This is a genomic window from Kitasatospora sp. NPDC056076, assembly GCF_042266305.1.
Lineage (GTDB): Bacteria > Actinomycetota > Actinomycetes > Streptomycetales > Streptomycetaceae > Kitasatospora.
In genome coordinates this window covers 61,111-77,828 of sequence record NZ_JBHJWG010000030.1, presented here as the reverse complement: position 1 = coordinate 77,828, position 16,718 = coordinate 61,111, and the positions used below count along the sequence as shown (strand labels likewise).

At 75.5% G+C, this 16,718-nt stretch carries 8 protein-coding genes; 2 read left to right on the top strand and 6 right to left on the bottom strand.

The window, feature by feature from the left end:
• Window positions 1–12: 12 nt before the first annotated feature.
• From ACFC1T_RS24045 to ACFC1T_RS24030, 4 genes are all read right to left on the bottom strand, one after another.
• Window positions 13–9,798 (bottom strand): amino acid adenylation domain-containing protein, encoded by a 9,786-nt coding sequence (locus tag ACFC1T_RS24045; RefSeq protein WP_375891659.1) that lies wholly within the window; start codon window positions 9,796–9,798, stop codon window positions 13–15.
• Between the two features lie 114 nt (window positions 9,799–9,912).
• Complete coding sequence (locus ACFC1T_RS24040) at window positions 9,913–10,125, bottom strand: MbtH family protein (RefSeq protein WP_375891657.1); 213 nt, start codon at window positions 10,123–10,125, stop codon at window positions 9,913–9,915.
• Between the two features lie 107 nt (window positions 10,126–10,232).
• A complete protein-coding gene (locus tag ACFC1T_RS24035) occupies window positions 10,233–10,391 on the bottom strand; it encodes a hypothetical protein (protein ID WP_375891655.1) in 159 nt (52 codons plus the stop codon).
• A 350-nt stretch (window positions 10,392–10,741) separates the two neighbouring features.
• The gene (locus ACFC1T_RS24030) at window positions 10,742–12,103 is read right to left on the bottom strand and encodes an IS256 family transposase (RefSeq protein ID WP_375891653.1); all 1,362 of its coding nucleotides are present in this window, start codon (window positions 12,101–12,103) and stop codon (window positions 10,742–10,744) included.
• A gap of 342 nt (window positions 12,104–12,445) precedes the next feature.
• Between ACFC1T_RS24030 and ACFC1T_RS24025 the strand changes: the two genes are divergently transcribed.
• Both ACFC1T_RS24025 and ACFC1T_RS24020 read left to right on the top strand, forming a co-directional pair.
• The gene (locus tag ACFC1T_RS24025; protein WP_375891652.1) at window positions 12,446–13,432 is read left to right on the top strand and encodes a LuxR C-terminal-related transcriptional regulator; all 987 of its coding nucleotides are present in this window, start codon (window positions 12,446–12,448) and stop codon (window positions 13,430–13,432) included.
• 172 nt (window positions 13,433–13,604) lie between these two features.
• The gene (locus ACFC1T_RS24020) at window positions 13,605–14,858 is read left to right on the top strand and encodes a phosphotransferase family protein (protein ID WP_375891650.1); all 1,254 of its coding nucleotides are present in this window, start codon (window positions 13,605–13,607) and stop codon (window positions 14,856–14,858) included.
• A gap of 145 nt (window positions 14,859–15,003) precedes the next feature.
• On the opposite strand, the gene ACFC1T_RS24015 is transcribed toward ACFC1T_RS24020, so the two are convergent.
• Together ACFC1T_RS24015 and ACFC1T_RS24010 are read right to left on the bottom strand one after the other, a co-directional pair.
• Window positions 15,004–15,282, bottom strand: a complete 279-nt coding sequence (locus tag ACFC1T_RS24015) for a ferredoxin (RefSeq protein ID WP_375891648.1) — start codon at window positions 15,280–15,282, stop codon at window positions 15,004–15,006.
• Window positions 15,279–16,499, bottom strand: a complete 1,221-nt coding sequence (locus ACFC1T_RS24010) for a cytochrome P450 (RefSeq protein WP_375891646.1) — start codon at window positions 16,497–16,499, stop codon at window positions 15,279–15,281. Before ACFC1T_RS24010 ends, ACFC1T_RS24015 begins: the two co-directional genes overlap by 4 nt.
• Window positions 16,500–16,718 lie beyond the last annotated feature (219 nt).

Below are 16,718 nucleotides of genomic sequence, written 5' to 3'. Positions count from 1 at the left end.
ACCGGGGAGGCCCTACGCCGGACCGCCGGGCCGGCGCATCGGCCGGAGGGCGGGCCGGGCCTTGCGGGCCGCGGGCAGCGCGTCGGCGAGCTCGCCGACCGTGGGGTGGTCGAAGAGGGTGCGGATCGTCATCTCGACGCCCAGGGCGGTGCGGATCCGGCTGACCAGCTTGGTGGCGAGGAGCGAGTGGCCGCCGAGGTCGAAGAAGTCGTCGTCGATGCTGACCGTGCCCAGCCCGAGCACCTGGGCGAACTGCTCGCACAGGCTCCGCTCCTGGGTGGTGCGGGGGGCGCGGCCCTCGGAAGCGCTGCTGTAGTCGGGGGCGGGCAGGGCGCGGCGGTCGACCTTGCCGTTGGCGGTGACGGGGAGGGCGTCGAGGACGAGGACGGCGGCCGGGAGCATGTAGCCGGGGAGGCGGTCGGTGACGAAGGCGCGCAGTTCGCCGGGGGTGGCGTCGCCGGTGACGTAGCCGACCAGGCGCTTGTCGCCGGGCCGGTCCTCGCGGACCAGGGCGAGGGCCTGGCGGACGGCGGGGTGGGCGGTGAGGGCGGCCTCGACCTCGCCGAGCTCGATCCGGAAGCCGCGGATCTTGACCTGGTCGTCGGCGCGGCCGAGGAACTCCAGCACGCCGTCCGACCGGCGCCGGACGATGTCGCCGGTGCGGTACATCCTCTCGCCCTTGCCGCCGTACGGGCAGGCGACGAAGCGCTCGGCGGTGAGCGCCGGGCGGCCGAGGTAGCCGCGGGCCAGACCGGCTCCGGCGAGGTAGAGCTCGCCGGGGACGCCGACCGGGACGGGCTGGAGGCCGTCGTCCAGGACGTACGCCCGGGTGTTCGCCATCGGCCGGCCGATCGGCACCGTGTCCGGCACCGAATCGGCGGCGGGCAGCGGCAGTTGGGTCGCGCAGAGGGTGATCTCGGTCGGGCCGTAGAGCACCCGCACGCCGATCCCGGGGACGGCCGCCAGCACCCTGCGCACGGCGGGCGCGGAGACCACGTCCCCGCCGGTCAGTACCTCGCGCACCCCGGCGAAGACGCCCGGGTCCTCCTCGGCGATGACCCGGAACAGGCCGGCGGTGACGTGCACGTGGGTGAGTCCGTGCGTCCGGACCAGCGCGCCGATCGCGGCCGCGTCCAGGTCGCCCGCCGGGGCGACGACCACCTGGCCGCCGGAGAGCAGCGGCGCCCAGATCTCGTAGGTCGAGGCGTCGAAGGCGTGCGGGGCGTGGAACAGCACCCGCAGCCCGTCGGGGTGCTGCCAGCACGGGTCGGTGGCGAGCTGGACGACGTCCCGGTGGGTGATGGCGATGCCCTTGGGTACTCCGGTGGAGCCGGAGGTGAACATCACGTAGGCGAGCTGTTCCGGGTGGACGGCGGGGCGGTGGGAGCGCCGCCGCAGCGGGGCGTCGAAGCGCTCCGGGGTGAGCGTCAGGACGGGGCAGGGGGCGTCGGCGGCGAGTGGGTGGTCGCGGTGGGCCGCGTCGACCAGGACGAGCGCCGCCCCGGTCTCGGCGGTGATCTGCCGCAGCCGCTCGGCCGGGTGCCGGTCGTCCAGCGGGACGTAGCTGCCGCCGGCCTTCAGGACGGCCAGCAGGGCGGTCAGCAGCTCGGCGGAGCGGTCCATCAGCAGGACCACCGGGGTGTCGGTGCCGACGCCCGCGTCGGCGAGGTCGGCGGCCAGGTGCTCGGCCCGGGCGTCGAGTTCGGCGTAGCTCAGCCGTCCGCCGTCGGTGACCACGGCCACCGCGTCGGGGGTGGCGGCGGCCCGGGCCTCGAACAGCTCGGGCAGGGTCGCGTCGGGGACGGGGAGCGCGGTGTCGTTCCAGCCGGTGAGCAGCTGTTCGCGCTCGGCCGGGTCGAGGATCTCGACGGTGCCGATCGGCGCGTCGGGGTCGGCCGCGACGGCGCGCAGCACCCGCAGCAGGCGCTCGGCGAGCGCGCCGGCGGTGGCCGGGTCGAAGAGGTCGGTCGCGTACTCGAGCGCCACCGTCAGACCCGCCTGCGGGCCCTGTTCGGTGAAGCGGAAGGACAGGTCGAACTTGGCGACGTCCAGTTCGAAGGGGTGCTCGGCGCAGGCCAGGTCGCCGAAGGCGGTGGGGACGGCCGCGCGGCTCTCCAGGGCGATGAGCGTCTGGAAGAGCGGGTGGCGGGCCGGGGTGCGGGTGGGGTTGAGCTGTTCGACCAGGCGCTCGAAGGGGAGGTCCTGGTGGTCGAAGGCGTCCAGGTCGGTGCGGCGGACGCGGTCGAGGAGTTCGCGGAAGCCGGGGTTGCCGGAGGTGTCGGTGCGCAGGACGAGGGTGTTGACGAAGAAGCCGACCAGGTCGTCCAGGGCTTCGTCGGTGCGTCCGGCGACGGGGGTGCCGAGCGGGAGGTCGGTGCCGGCGCCGAGCCGGGTGTAGAGGGTGGCGACGGCGGCTTGCAGGACCATGAACAGACTGGCCTGCCGATCGGCGGCCAACTCGGCCAGTGCGGCGTGGAGTTCGGCGTCGACGACGGCCGTGGCCAGGCCGCCGCGGTGGGTCGGCGCGGCCGGGCGCGGGCGGTCGTAGGGCAGCGCCAGCTCTTCCGGGGCGTCCGCCAGGACATGCTGCCAGTGGGCGAGTTGGGCGCTCAGCAGGGCGCTGGGCTGCTCCTGGTCTCCGAGCAGCTCGCGCTGCCAGAGGGCGTAGTCGGCGTACTGGACGGGCAGCGGCCGCCAGTCGGGTTCCGTGTGGGCGTGGCGGGCCCGGTAGGCGGTGGCGAGGTCGCGGAAGAGCGGGGCGACCGACCAGCCGTCGGCGGCGATGTGGTGCATCAGGACCAGCAGGACGTGCTCGTCGTGCGGCAGGGAGAACAGCGTGGCGCGGACGGGCAGGTCGCGGGCGAGGTCGAAGACCTCCCGGCCGGCCTCGGCCAGGGCGGTGCGCAGCGCTTCCTCGTCGGCCACCGGCACGGCCCGCAGGGGGAGTTCGGGGGCTTCGGTGACCAGCTGGTGCGGCCGGCCGTCGGTGGTCGGGACGAGGGTGCGCAGCACCTCGTGCCGGGCCACCACGTCGCGCAGCGCCAGTTCCAGGGCGGAGTGGTCGACCGCGCCGGTGAGCCGGACCGCGACGGGCGTGTTGTAGAGCGCGCTCGGGCCCTCGAACTGCTCGATGAACCACAGGCGTTGCTGGGCGGGGGAGAGCGGTACCAGGGCGGGCCTGGCCTGCGGGCGCAGTGCCGGGCGGACCGGGGTGTCGACGGTCGGCAGGGCGGCGGCCAGGGCGGCCACGGTCGGGCGGTCGAAGAGGGTGCGGATCGGCAGCTCCGCGCCCAGGGCGGCGCGGATCCGGCTGGCCAGCTTGGTGGCGAGCAGGGAGTGGCCGCCCAGGTCGAAGAAGTCGTCGTCGATGCTCACCGAGGCCAACCCGAGGACCCCGGCGAAGAGTTCGCACAGCGCCCGCTCGGCCCCGGTGCGGGGGGCGCGGCCCTCGGGGGTGCCGGTGTAGTCGGGGGCGGGCAGGGCGCGGCGGTCGACCTTGCCGTTGGGGGTGACCGGCAGCGCGTCCAGGGTGACGATCGCAGCCGGGAGCATGTAGCCGGGCAGCCGGTCGGTGACGAAGGCGCGCAGCTCGTCGAGCGGGGCGTCGCCGGTGACGTAGGCGACCAGGCGCTTGTCACCGGGCCGGTCCTGGCGGACCGTCGCGAAGGCCTGCCGGACGGCCGGGTGGGCGGCGAACGCGGCCTCCACCTCGGCGAGTTCGATCCGGAAGCCACGGACCTTGACCTGGTCGTCCGTTCGACCGGCGAACTCCAGTTCTCCTGTGGTGGTCCAGCGGGCGAGGTCGCCGGTGCGGTACATCCGGCTGCCGGGGGCGCCGTGCGGGTCGGCGACGAAGCGTTCGGCGGTGAGGGCGGGGCGGCCGACGTAGCCGCGGGCCAGGCCGTTGCCCGCGAGGTAGAGCTCGCCGGGGACGCCGACCGGGACGGGCCGCAGACCGCTGTCGAGGACGTAGGCCCGGGTGTTGGGGAGCGGGCGGCCGATCGGGACGCTGTCCGGCACCTCGGCCAGGGTGGTCATCCGGTGGTGGGTGGCGAAGGTGGTGGTCTCGGTCGGGCCGTAGCCGTTCACCACCCGCAGTCCGGGGCAGTGCTCCAGCACCCGGCGCAGCGCGACCGGCGAGACGACGTCCCCGCCCGTCCACGCCTCGCGCAGCCCGGCGAAGGCCTGCGGCGCCTCGGCGGCCAGCACGTTGAACAGGCCGACGGTGAGCCAGGCGGCGGTGACGCCGCCTCGCTGGAGGGTGTCGGTGAGTTCGGTGACGCCGAGTCGCCCGGGCGGGGCGAGGACGAGGCGGGCGCCGGAGAGCAGGGGGGCCCAGAGTTCGTAGGTGGAGGCGTCGAAGGCGGTGGGGGAGTGGACCAGGACGCGTTCGTGGGCGCCGCCCGCGAAGGTGCCGCCGAGGGCGAGGTCGACGATCGCGCGGTGGGTGACGCCGATGCCCTTCGGCGTGCCGGTGGAGCCGGAGGTGTGCATCACGTAGGCCAACTGGGCCGAACGCAAGGGGAGATCGAGATTGGCGGCACGTTCCTCGCCGACGGTGAGGGTGGTCAGCCCGGCCAGCGCGGGGTGGTCGCGGTCGGTGACGGCGATCCGGGCGCCCGCGTCGGCGAGGACGGCCGCCAGGCGCTCGTGCGGCTGGGCGTCGTCCAGCGGGACGTAGCTGCCGCCGGCCTTGAGCACCGCGAGCAGGGCGATGACCAGGGCGGGGGAGCGCTCCAGCAGCAGGGCGACCGGCGTCTCCGCCCGCACCCCGGCCTCGGCCAGGCGCAGGGCCAAACCGTTGGCCCGGGCGTTGAGTTCGGCGTACGTCAGCTCGGTGGTACCCGCGACCAGGGCGATCGCCTCGGGCGTCGCGGCGGCCCGGGCCTCGAACAGCTCGGGGACGCTCCCCGAGGGCAGCTCCGCCGCCGGCCCGTGCCCGCCCGCCAGCAGCCGCTCGCGCTCGTCACCGGTCAACACCTCGACGGTGCCGAGGAGTTCGGCCGGATCGGCGACGATCCGGTCGAGCAGGGCGAGGAAGCGGTCCAGCAGCGTACGGGCCTCGGCGGGGCCGAAGGCGTCCGGCTGGTGGTCCAGCCGCAGCTGGAGGCCGTTGCCCGGGGTGAGGGCGAGCAGTAGCGGGTAGTGGGCGCTGTCGACGTCTTCGACCAGGGTGACCTGGGTGGCGCCGCTCGGGTCGGCCGCGTCCAGGGCGGACGGGTCGGGGTAGTTGCCGTACACCGTGACGGTGTCGAACAGGCTTCCCAGTCCGGCGAGTTGCTGGATCTCGGTGAGGCTGAGGTGCTGGTGGTCCAGCAGTGCGGACTGCTCGTGCTGGAGGCGCAGCAGCAGCTGTCCCCAGGACTCGGCCGGGTCGAGGGTGACCCGCACCGGCACGGTGTTGATGAGCAGGCCCATCATCCGCTCGACGCCCGGCAGGTCGTGCGGGCGGCCGGAGACGGTGGTGCCGAAGAGCACGTCGGTGCGGCCGGTGAGCCGGGCCAGCAGGACGCCCCAGGCGGCCTGGACGAGGGTGTTGAGGGTGACGCCGTAGCGGCGGGCGGTGCGGCCGAGCGCCTCGGTGGCCGCCGGGGTGAGGCCGGTGTGCAGGCGCAGCGGCAGCTGCGGGGAGTGGGTGGCGCGGCCGGCGGCGAGCAGGGTGGGCTCGTCCACGCCCGCGAGGGCCCGGGCCCAGGCGGTGCGGGCGGCGGCGCCGTCGCGCCGGGTGATCCAGCGCAGGTACTCCCGGTAGGGGGCGGCCGGGGGCAGCGGCTGCCGGAAGTAGAGGGCCCAGAGTTCCTCGGCGAACAGCGGGGTGGACCAGCCGTCCAGCAGGATGTGGTGGGCGGCGGCGATCAGCCGGTGCCGGCCGGGGGCGAGGGTGAGCAGGGTGTAGCGCAGCAGCGGCGGCCGGGTGAGGTCGAAGCGGCGGCCGTACTCGGCGGCGGCGATCCGGTCGGCCTCGGCCTCCGGGTCGGCGTGGCCCGTCAGGTCGAGGACGGTGAAGGGCAGTGCGGCCCGGTCCGGGACGGCCTGGACGGGCGGTCCGTCGGGGCGCTGGTGGAAGCCGGCCCGGAGGTTGGGCTGGCGCAGCAGCAGGGCCTCGGCGGCGGCGCGCAGCCGGTCGGCGTCGACCGGGCCGGTGAGGTCGAAGGTGCAGACCGAGGTGTAGACGTCGGCGCCGTCGGTGTCGTACGCGGCGTGGAAGGCCATGCCCTGTTGCAGCGGGGAGGTCGGCCAGACGTCCACCAGCTGTGCGGGGGCGTGGAGTTCGGCGAGCCGGTCGATCTCGTCCTGGTCGAGGGCGACGAGCGGGAAGTCGGCGGGGGTGTGCCCGCCGGCGTCCGGCCGTTCGGCGTGCTCGGCGAGGGCGCGCAGGGCGGTGAACCAGGTCTCGGCGAGGGCCCGCACCCGCTCCTCGTCGAGCAGTTCGCCGGCCCAGGACCACTGGGCGACCAGCAGCGGGCCCTGCGGGGTGTCGACGGTGGTGGCGTCCAGGCCCAGCACCCGGCCGAGCGCGAGGTCGGGGGCGGCGCCCTCGGTCATCGCCTCGGCCCCGGCGTGAACGTCGTCGGCGCTGACGCCCTCGGGCTGGAAACGGCCCAGGTAGTTGAACTCGACCTGGGGGTCGGCGTGTTCGGCAAGCACCTCGGCGGTGGCCGGGTTGAGGTGGCGCAGCAGGCCGTAGCCGATGCCGTTGTCGGGGACGGCGCGCAGCTGCTCCTTCACCAGGCCGAGGGCCCGGCCGAGCGCCGGTCCGGCGGCGGTGACCTCGGCCCAGGTGAGCGGGCCGGGGGCGAGCCGGACGGGGTAGACGGAGGTGAACCAGCCGGCGGTGCGGTGCAGGTCGACGCCCTCGACCACCTCCTCGCGGCCGTGCCCCTCGACGTTCACCAGTACGGCGCCGTCGGGGTCCGTCGCGTCGCCGCGCCAGTGGGTGAGGGCGAGCGCCAGCGCCGTCAGCAGGACGTCGTTGACCTGGGCGTGGTAGGCGGCGGTGACCTCGGTCAGCAGGGCCCGGGTGGTGTCGGCGGGGAGCACGACGCGCAGGGTGCCGCCGGTGGCGTAGGTGTCCTTCGCCTGGTCCAGCGGGCGCGCGCCGAGCAGCGGGTCCGGGGTGGCCAGTGCGGCCTGCCAGTACGGGAGTTCGGCGGCCCGGCGGTCGCTGCGGGCCTCGGCGGTGAGCCGCTGGGCCCAGCGCCGGAAGGAGGTGGGCACCGGCGGGAGCTCGGGGGTGCGGCCCGCGCGGGCGGCGGCGAGCGCGGCGAGCAGGTCCTCCTCGACGATCCGCCAGGTGACGCCGTCCACCACCAAGTGGTGGATCACCAACAGCAGCCGGGCGGGCCGGTCCGGGCCGGCCTCGAAGCGGACGGCCCGGAGCATCCGGCCGTCCTCGGGCGAGAGCCGGTCGCGGGCGGCCTCGGTGGCGGCGCGCAGGGCGTCCGGGTCGGCCGGGCCGGGGACGCTGCTCAGCACCTCCTCGGCGGGGACGGCCCCGGGGGCGGGGACGTGCAGCGTCCAGGGGCGTTCGGCGAGCGGGGAGGTGCGGGCGCGCAGCAGGTCGTGGTGGTCGAGCAGCGTTTGGAGGGCCGTGGTGAGGTCCCGCTGCCCGGTCCCGGCGGGGAGGGTGAGCAGGGTGGACTGGTAGAAGCTGCCGACGGCGCCGCGCTGCTCGGACAGCCAGTGCACGATCGGGGTGGGCGGCACCTCGCCGAGGCCGGCGCCGGGCGGCTCGACGGCGACCGGGCCCTCCAGTGGGCGGGCGAGCAGGGCCAGCGCCTCGACGCTGGGCGCCTCGAAGACGGCGCGGGGGGTGAGCCGGAGTCCGGCCTGCCGGGCCCGGGAGACCAGTTGGATGGCGACGATGGAGTCGCCGCCGAGCTCGAAGAAGGAGTCGGCGACCCCGACCCGGGGCAGCCCGAGCACCTCGGCGAAGAGCCGGGCGAGGGCGTGCTCCACCTCGCCGGCCGGGGCCCGGCCGCCCTCCTCGGCGGCGCCGAGCGCGGGCGCGGGCAGGGCGCGCTTGTCCACCTTGCCGTTGGGCGTCAGCGGCATCCGGTCCAGCACCACGACGACGGGCACCATGTGATCGGGCAGCTGCCCGGCGCAGTGGGCGCGCAGCTCGGCCGGGTCGGCGGTGCCGACGGTGTAGCCGACCAGCCGGCGCTCGCCCGGGCGGTCCTCGCGGACCAGTACCACGGCCTGGCGGACGCCGGGGTGGGCGGAGAGGGTCTGCTCGATCTCGCCGAGCTCGACCCGGAAGCCGCGGATCTTCACCTGGTCGTCGGCCCGGCCGAGGAAGTCCAGCTGGCCGTCGGGGCGGAGGGTGCCGAGGTCGCCGGTGCGGTACATCCGCTCGCCGGGCGCGCCGAACGGGCAGGCGACGAAGCGGTCGGCGGTCAGGCCGGGGCGGCCCAGGTAGCCGCGGGCCAGGTGCGGGCCGGAGACGTACAGTTCGCCGACGGTGCCCGGCTCCACCGGGCGCAGCCGCTCGTCCAGCAGGTGGATCCGCACGTCCTGGCAGGGGTGGCCGATCGGGGGCTGCTCGGTGCCGGTGAGCGGCTCGCTCATGGTGACGATGACGGTGGTCTCGGTCGGCCCGTAGCTGTTGAGCATCAGCCGGTCCCGGCCGAGCCGGGCGGCCAGTTCGCGCGGGATGGCCTCGCCGCCGCCGATCAGGGTGCGCAGGGTCGGCAGCGGGGCGTCCGGCAGGGTGGCGGCCATCGCGGTGGCGACGTCGGCGTGGGTGACGCCGTACCGGTCGATCAGTTCGGCCAGCGCCTCGCCGACCAGCTGGCTCTGCTCGCGGGGGAGGACGAGCGCGGCGCCGGTGGTCAGCGCCACGGCCAGGTCGGAGACGGAGACGTCGAAGCTGAGCGAGGCGGCCTGGAGCACCCGGCTGCCGGGGCCGACGCCGGTGGCGGCGACCTGGGTGCCGATCATGCTGGGCAGCCCGGTGTGGGTGACGGCCACGCCCTTGGGCAGGCCGGTGGAGCCGGAGGTGTAGATGACGTACGCGGTGTGGTCGGCGCTCAGCGGCCGGACCCGCTCGGCGTCGGTGAACGGGGTGCCGGGCCGGTCGGCCAGGTCGGCGAGGCGCGCGGGGGAGTCGAGCAGCAGCCGGGGGGCGCCGGTGTCGGGCAGCCGCTCGGCGGCGTCGGCGGTGGTGAGCACCAGGGCGGCGCGGGAGTCGGTGAGCATGTGGCGCAGCCGCTCGGCGGGGTAGGCCGGGTCGGCGGGCAGCCAGGCGGCGCCGGTCTTGGTGACGGCCAGGATCGCGGCGACCGCCTCGGGGGACTTGGGCAGGGCGAGCGCGACCACGTCCTCGGTGCCCAGGCCGCGGGCGGCGAGCACCCGGGCCAACCGGTTGGCGCGGGCGTCCAGTTCGGCGTACGTGAGGGTGGTGGACCCGGCGTACAGCGCGGGGGCGTCCGGGGTGCGGGCGACCTGGGCGTCGACCAGGGCGCCGAGGGTCGGACGCGGGTCGGCGGCGGTCGTGCGCGGGTCGGCGGCAGCCGGGGCCGCATCGGGAGCGGTCGGGGCCGGGTCGGCCAGCCGGGTGGCCAGATCGGCCGGGGTCGGGGCGTCCAGCAGCAGCGGCAGCGGCACCCGGAACCCGAGCTCGGCGCGCACCCGGGCCAGCAGCCGTACGGCGGCGGGCCGGTCGCCGCCCAGCTCGAAGAAGCCCGCCGCGGGGTCGACCGACTCCCGGCCGAGCACCTCCGCGAACAGTCGACACAGCACCTCGGCCGGTCCCGGCCGCGGGTCGGTTCTGTGCGTCTGCTGGTCCCCGGACATCTGCTTCTCTCTCCCTCGTTGCTGCGTGACCCGCGGGCGGTCGGCCCGGTCGGCGTGGCTGATCAGCGGCCGGTCGGTGGTGGCCGGTCGGTGACGGTCGGTCAGGCCGGTCGGTCAGTGGCCGGACAGGTGGGCGACCAGGCTCTTCGGCCGCAGGTCCTGCCAGTTCTGCTCCACGTACTCGACGCACTCCGGCCGGCGGGCCGCGCCGAAGACCTGGTGCCAGCCGTCGGGCACCGGGCTGAACACCGGCCACAGCGAGTGCTGGCCCTCGTCGTTGGCCAGGACGAGGTAGTCGGCCTCGGGGTCGTCGAACGGGTTCGCCATCGTCGGTTTCCTCTCTGTTGGGAGAATTACGAGGAGGGGGGAATTTCGTCGGCGCGCGGTTAACGGCTCACGTCGGCCGGCGGTTCACCGGGTTCGCCCCAGTGCGTTCACGGGCCCCAGCCGGAGTCGTCCCCGTGCACGGCCGAGGGACCTGCGGCAACGGCGGACTGGTACGGTGCGGCGTGCATCTGGACGCCGATCCCGGCGACCACGAGAACGGCGAGAATCCCGAGCATCTTGTGAATGCGAACGGCAAGATTCGTCATGGCGAATTCCTCTTCCTGAGGCGGGCGGTGTGTGCGCTCCTCGCTGTGAATGAATCCTGCCGAGGCCCAAACTGGCGTGGAAGCTCTGGCCGTTATCGGGATCACGCAATGCGGGAACCGGAAGCGTGAACAGACTGTGCCAAAATCGGGCAGAACTGATGCAAAGAACACCTGGGTCTGTCAGATCAGTGGTGGGAAGGCGGGCGCACGGTGGCCCGGCGCGTGGCCGGAACCCCACCGCGGAGGCCGGGAGCCCGGGCCGACGGAGGTCGGGAGCGCCCACGACAGGTCACGGCCGGGATTGCTGAGGCAAGGTCAACTGTCAGTAAAGCAGAGGCAGTTGGACGGCATCAGCGCCGGGAGCCCCGGCGCAGCTCCGCGCGGACGGCCGGCCAGTCCCCGGTCCACGGCCGGCGGGCCCCGGCCGGCGACTCCAGGGCGAGGGTCGCCAGGTAGACGCGCTTGAGCGCGGCCCGCTCGTCCCGCACCCGCCCCGCGGCCTGCTCGATCCGGCGCAGCCGGGCGTGCAGCCGCTCCAGCGCACCCCCGCCCGCCAGCAGCCGCCGTGCCTCCGGGCCGAACCGGAACCCCGGGGCGAGCAGCGGCCACGCCGCCCGCCAGACCCGGAACACCTCGCGGTGGCCCGGCCCCCACTCCCGCTCGGCCCGGCCCAGCCGCTCCAGCGCCGCCGCCTCGGTGGGCGCCGTGCAGATCTCGTGCAGCACCCGGGCCAGCCCGCCCCAGTCCTCGCCCGGCGCGTGCCGCAGCGCGGCGTGCAGCAGGTGCGCCACCGACGTGTGCACCACGGTGCGCGGCCACCGCGCGGCCGCCGCCTCGGCCAGCTCCGCACCGGCGGCACCGACCAGCACCCAGACCTCGCGCACCCCGCGCTCGGCCAGCCCGGCCAGCACCTGCGGCCACTGCTCGCCGTCCTCGGCGGGCCACAGGCCCAGCACCTCGCGCAGCCCGTCCGTGGAGATCCCCAGCGCCAGGTGCACCAGCGGGCCGCCCGAACGCCCGCTGCGCACCGAGTCGACGAAGACCACCGGGTACACCGGGTCCAGCGGGCGCCCGCGCCGGTCGGCGAGCTCGTCGAGGACCTGGTCGGTGATCACCGAGACGGTCTCCCGGCTGATCTCCACCCCGTACACCTCGGCCAGGTGCGCCACCAGCTCGCCCGAACTGAGGCCGCGCGCGGTGAGCGAGACCACCAGTCGGTCCAGTCCCGGCAGTCGGCGTGCCCGGGGGCGGACCGTACGGGGGGCGAAGCTGCCCTCCCGGTCCCGGGGGACCCGCACCTCGACCGGCCCGATCTCGGTCAGCAACCGCCTGGCCCGGGCGCCGTTCGGGCCGTTGGGGCCGCGGTGGCCGGCGGGCCCGCCGGAGCCGCCCGGGCCGCCGGCCGCCCCCGCGGGGTTGTTGGTGCCCGGGCCGCGCAGGTGCTCCTGGAACTCCAGCTCCAGCGCACGCTCGATCAACTGCTTGGCCAGCGCCTGGAGCAGGCCGCCGTCGCCGAGCAACTGCACCGAGCCCGCGCCGACCTGGGCCGCGGCCGCCTCGGCGAGCTGCCGCACCAGCCGCTGGTCCACCAGCCCGGCCGGATCCACCAGCCCTGCGGGGTCCACGAGCCCGGCCGGATCCACCGGTCCGGCTCGGTCCACCGGGCCGGGCGTCTCCACCGGCGGGGGCGGGTCGGGATCAGCTCGCAACAAGGGGGTGCCCTCCGTCCGTCCGTCGGCCGGGCCGGTCCACCGGCCCTTCGCTCCGGCCGCCCTGACGGGGCGACGCGCGCAATGCGGCGGCCATCCGCCCGTTACCGCAGCCGGGTACGGTCGTCCTCGCCGTCACCACCGTCGGACGCCGTTGCCGGGCATGCCCGGTTTCGCCGTCAACCGCTGATTTCCGCGCCTTTAGGGCGTACACTCGCGGCTGTCGTGGCCCGGGGGGGATGCGTCCGAACGGCAGGTGAGCACCATCCTGCCCTTCCGGACGTCTGGCTGTTGCCGGTGCGGGCATTCGTGAAAGCGCAATGCCGAAGCCGGAAGGATGCCCAGATGTGCCTATCCCAGGACACCAGCGCGGAAATGGGGACACCCCAACTGTGTGACCGGGGGGTCGAGTTCTACCGGATCGCACTCGCCGAGGGCGGTGCCAGCGCCGGACAGGCCCCGGAATGCCTGGTCAGCATGGGCCTGCTGCGCACCCTGCCCGGCGCCGGGCACCGGCTCGCCCCCGTCCCGCCCGACCTCGCGGTCACCGGCCTGACCCGGCCGCTCGAACTCGCCGTGCTGGCCCACCAGGAGCAGCTCGCCGAACTGCGCACCGCCTTCACCGCCGCCGAGCACGCCTACCGCGACGTGATGAGACAGGCCCAGCTCCCGATCCGCCTGCTGGCCGGCGAAGAGATCAACCCGGCGCTGGAGAAGGCCGTCGCGGCCTGCACCGAGGAACTGCGCACCGCCCAGCCCGGCGGCGGCCGCGGCGCCGACCACCTGGCCGCCGCCCTCCCGCGCGACCTCGCCCTCGCCGAACGCGGCGTCCGCCAGCGCACCCTCTACCAGCACACCGTCCGCTCGCACGGCCCGACCCTCGCCTACATCGAGCAGGTCTCCGCCCGCGGCGCCCAGGTGCGCACCCTCAACGAGGTCTTCGACCGGATCATCATCTGCGACCGCTCCACCGCCTTCATCCCGGCCGGCGCCCAGCGCGAGGCCGCCGCGGTGCTCATCCAGTTCCCGCCCCTGGTCGAGTACCTGCTCAAGATCTACGAGTTGATGTGGGAACGCGCCGAGCCCGTCACCTACCTGGAGGGCCACCACCGCCCCCAGCTGCTCACCGACCGCACCCGCCGCAACGTCCTGCGGCTGATGGTCAACGGGTTCACCGACGAGGCGATCGCCAGCCGCCTCGGGATGAGCACCCGTACGGTCTCCAGCCACATCCAGAAGGCCAGCGAGCTCCTCGGCAGCCGCAGCCGGGGCCACCTCGGCTACATCATCGCGCGCGAAGGCGTCCTGGACGAGCCGCTCGACGACCTCTGACGTCGATCCCGGTGACGACTCCCGGGTGCGACGGACCGGGTGAGACGGACCGGGTGGGAACGCCGGCAGGAGGCTCCGGGCAGCGCAGCCTCACGGTGGCCCCCGCGACGAACGGTCCGCCTCCCGGGAAAACCGGTCGCCACCGCCTCGCTCCGTGGGCGAAGCTGCTCGGATGCAGCGAGCGAACAGCCGGACCGTGACCGTCGACCTCACCCACGAAGGCGCCTACTACGGGCAGTTGGGCCCCTTCGAGACGGACCTCGGCTGGTGGTCGGCGGTGGACGGCGTGGTCGCCCGGGCCACCGAACTGGCCGGCGTGCCGGTGCTGGTGGCCAGACTCCTCGACGGGCACAGCGCGGACCCGGGCCACGGCGGCCGGGTCCGCTACCACGCCGAGGCGCTCCGGGCGCCCGCCGCCCTGACGCCCCGCCCGCCGGACGCCGGGACGGCCGCCCTGCTGGCCCCCGCCGCCCGGCGGGCCGCCTGGGCCACCCCGGACGGGCTGCGCTCGGCGCTGGAATGGGCGCGGGAGCGGCTCGCCGACCTCGGCCGGCCGACCGGGGCGGCGCGGCAGATCCGGACCTGGAACCTCTCCGGCCTCTTCCGGTTCCCCTCCCCCGTCGGGGCCGACGCCTGGTTGAAGACCACCGGCCCGGAGTTCAACGCCGCCGAGGGGGAGGTGATCGCGCTGCTCGGCGGCGTCGACCCCGCCCTCGTCCCGCCGGTGCTCGCTGCCGACCCGGCCGCCGGCCGGCTGCTGCTCGACCACGTCCCCGGCGAGGACTGCTGGAGCCCGAGCGAGGCGACCGTCGCCGACGTCGTCCCGCGCTTCGTCGCCGCCCAGGCCGCGCTGGCCGGGCGGCCCACGGCCCTGGCCGGCCTGCGCGACCGCACGCCCACCACCCTGCACACCCAGCTGACGGCGCTGCTGGACCGGCTCCCCGCCGAGACCGACCTGACGGCACCCGAACGCGACCGGCTGCACCGGTTCGCCGCCGAACTGCCCGCGCTGCTGGACGAACTGGCCGCCTGCGGCCTCCCGGAGACACTGCTGCACGGCGACTTCCACCCCGGCAACTGGCGCACCGGCGACGCCCGCCCGGTCGTGGTCGACTACGCCGACGCCTGCCTCGGCCACCCGGCCCTGGACGGGCTGCGCCCCCGCGCCTACCTCACCCCGGCGGCCTGGCACCACCACGCCGAGGTCTGGACGGCGGCCTGGCGCGAGCACACCCCGGGCTCGGACCCGCACCGCGCCCTCGAACTCGCCGCTCCGCTCCACCACGTGTCCTACGCGCTGCGCTACCAGGAGTTCCTGGACCACATCGAGCCCAGCGAACGCCCGTACCACGAGGGCGACCCGGCCGCCGAACTGCGCGCCGCCCTGGCCGCCGCCCCGCGTGGGGGAGCCCGCGACGCACGCTGATCCCCGGTGCCGTGCGCGGCGGAGGCCGTCGACACGACACCGGGGATCAGAAGGTCACGGGGCACCGGATCAGGTGGTCACCCGGTCCGGCGGGTCACTCTGCCCGGTGCGTCACTCTGCCCGGTGCGTCACTCCGCCCGGTGCGTCACTCCGCAGGTTCGATCCGGTAGCCGCCGCGGGCCGAGAACAGGGTGAGCGCCTCGACCGGACAGAACTCCACCGCCTCGGTCAGCCCGTCCGTCAACTCCGCTCCGCCGGCGGCGTACCCGGCCACCGGCCGGGCCTGCCCGTCGGTGTCGAGGGCCAGCGACCCGGGGGCGCTCAGGGCGCACATCCCGGAGCCGATGCAGCGGTCCCGGTCGACCCGGACCAGCACGGATTCGGCCGCCGCCGGGTCGGCGGGCCCGGTCGGACCCCCCGTCACCAGGTGACCCTCAGGGTGTTGGGGCTGCGGGTGAGCAGCCCGCGCCGCCAGTCGATGTCCCGGGCCTCGTCGGCCAGCCGCAGCGCGGGCAGCCGGCGGGCCAGCCGGTGCAGGGCGAGTTCCAGCTCCATCCGGGCCAGCCAGGCGCCCAGGCAGTGGTGCGGTCCGGCGCCGAAGGTGAGCATCGGCGCGGCCAGCGGGGAGAACAGCTCGGTGCGCAGGTCCCCGGTGAAGACCTCCGGGTCCTGGTTGGCGGTGCCGGTGTCGGCGGCGACGACGCTGCCGGCCGGGATGACCACCCCGCCGATCTCGACGTCCTCCACCGTGCGGCGCAGCAGCCCGGGCATGTGCTCGGCGGCGTCGCCGAGCGGTACGGCGCGCAGGATCTGCTCGGTCGCGGCGGCGGCGCTGGCCTCGTCGGAGGCGAGCCGCTGCCAGGCGTCCCGGCCGTCCTGGAGCAGGTAGACCAGGGCGTTGCCGAGGCTGGTCATGGTGGTCTCGTGACCGGCCACCACGAGGCCGATGACCAGGGCGATCAGCTGCCCCTCGGTGATCGAGCCGTCCTCGGCGGCGGCCGACAGCAGGCTGCTGACCAGGTCATCGCCGGGTTCCGCGCGGCGCTCGGCGATCACCTCGGCGCCGAAGGCCGCGAACTCGGTCATCGCGGTGGCGATCGCCTCGGCGCTGTGGGCGGTGGTGGAGAGCGCGTGGTCGCTCCAGTGGGCGAGCCGTTTGCTGTCGAGGTTGTCCAGGCCCATCAGCCGGCTGATCACCAGGACCGGCAGCGGCCGGGTGTAGGTGGCGACGATGTCGGCGGGCGAGCCGTGGTCGATCAGTTCGTCGATCAGCGACTCGATCACCGAGGCGACCCAGGGCTTCCAGCGCGCGATCGCGCGCGGGGTGAAGGCCCGTTGCACGGTGCGGCGCAGCCGCTGGTGCTCGGTGCCGTCGATGTTCAGCATGCTCTGCGGGTCGTCCAGGATGTTGGGCGTGACCATGAGCGGCGGGGCGTCCGGCGCGTAGAGCGGGGCGCGCCCGAGCCGCGGGTCGGTGAGCACCTGCCGGACGTCGGCGTGCCGGCTGACCAGCCAGACCGGCGTGCCGGTGGGCAGCGCCGCGAGCCGGGGCGGACCGGGCTCCAGGTGGCGCAGGCAGTGCATCGGGGGGAGCGGGGCGGTGCCGGTGCCGGCACCGGTCGCACTGTTCTCGGTGGACATCCGTACTCCAGACTCCAGGGCAGGGACCGCGCGGGGCGGCCCGACGGGGGGTGGATCCGGGGTTCGTGCGGGACGGGCGGTTCGGCCGGGGCGGCTCGACTCGGGGCCGGCGGTGCGGTGGGACGCGGTGGGACCGGGAACGCTGCCCGCGCGGGGGCGCGGGCCCGTCCGCGGGATGGCGCGGGATGGCGCGAAACGTGCGGGGGCGTACGGTCGGTA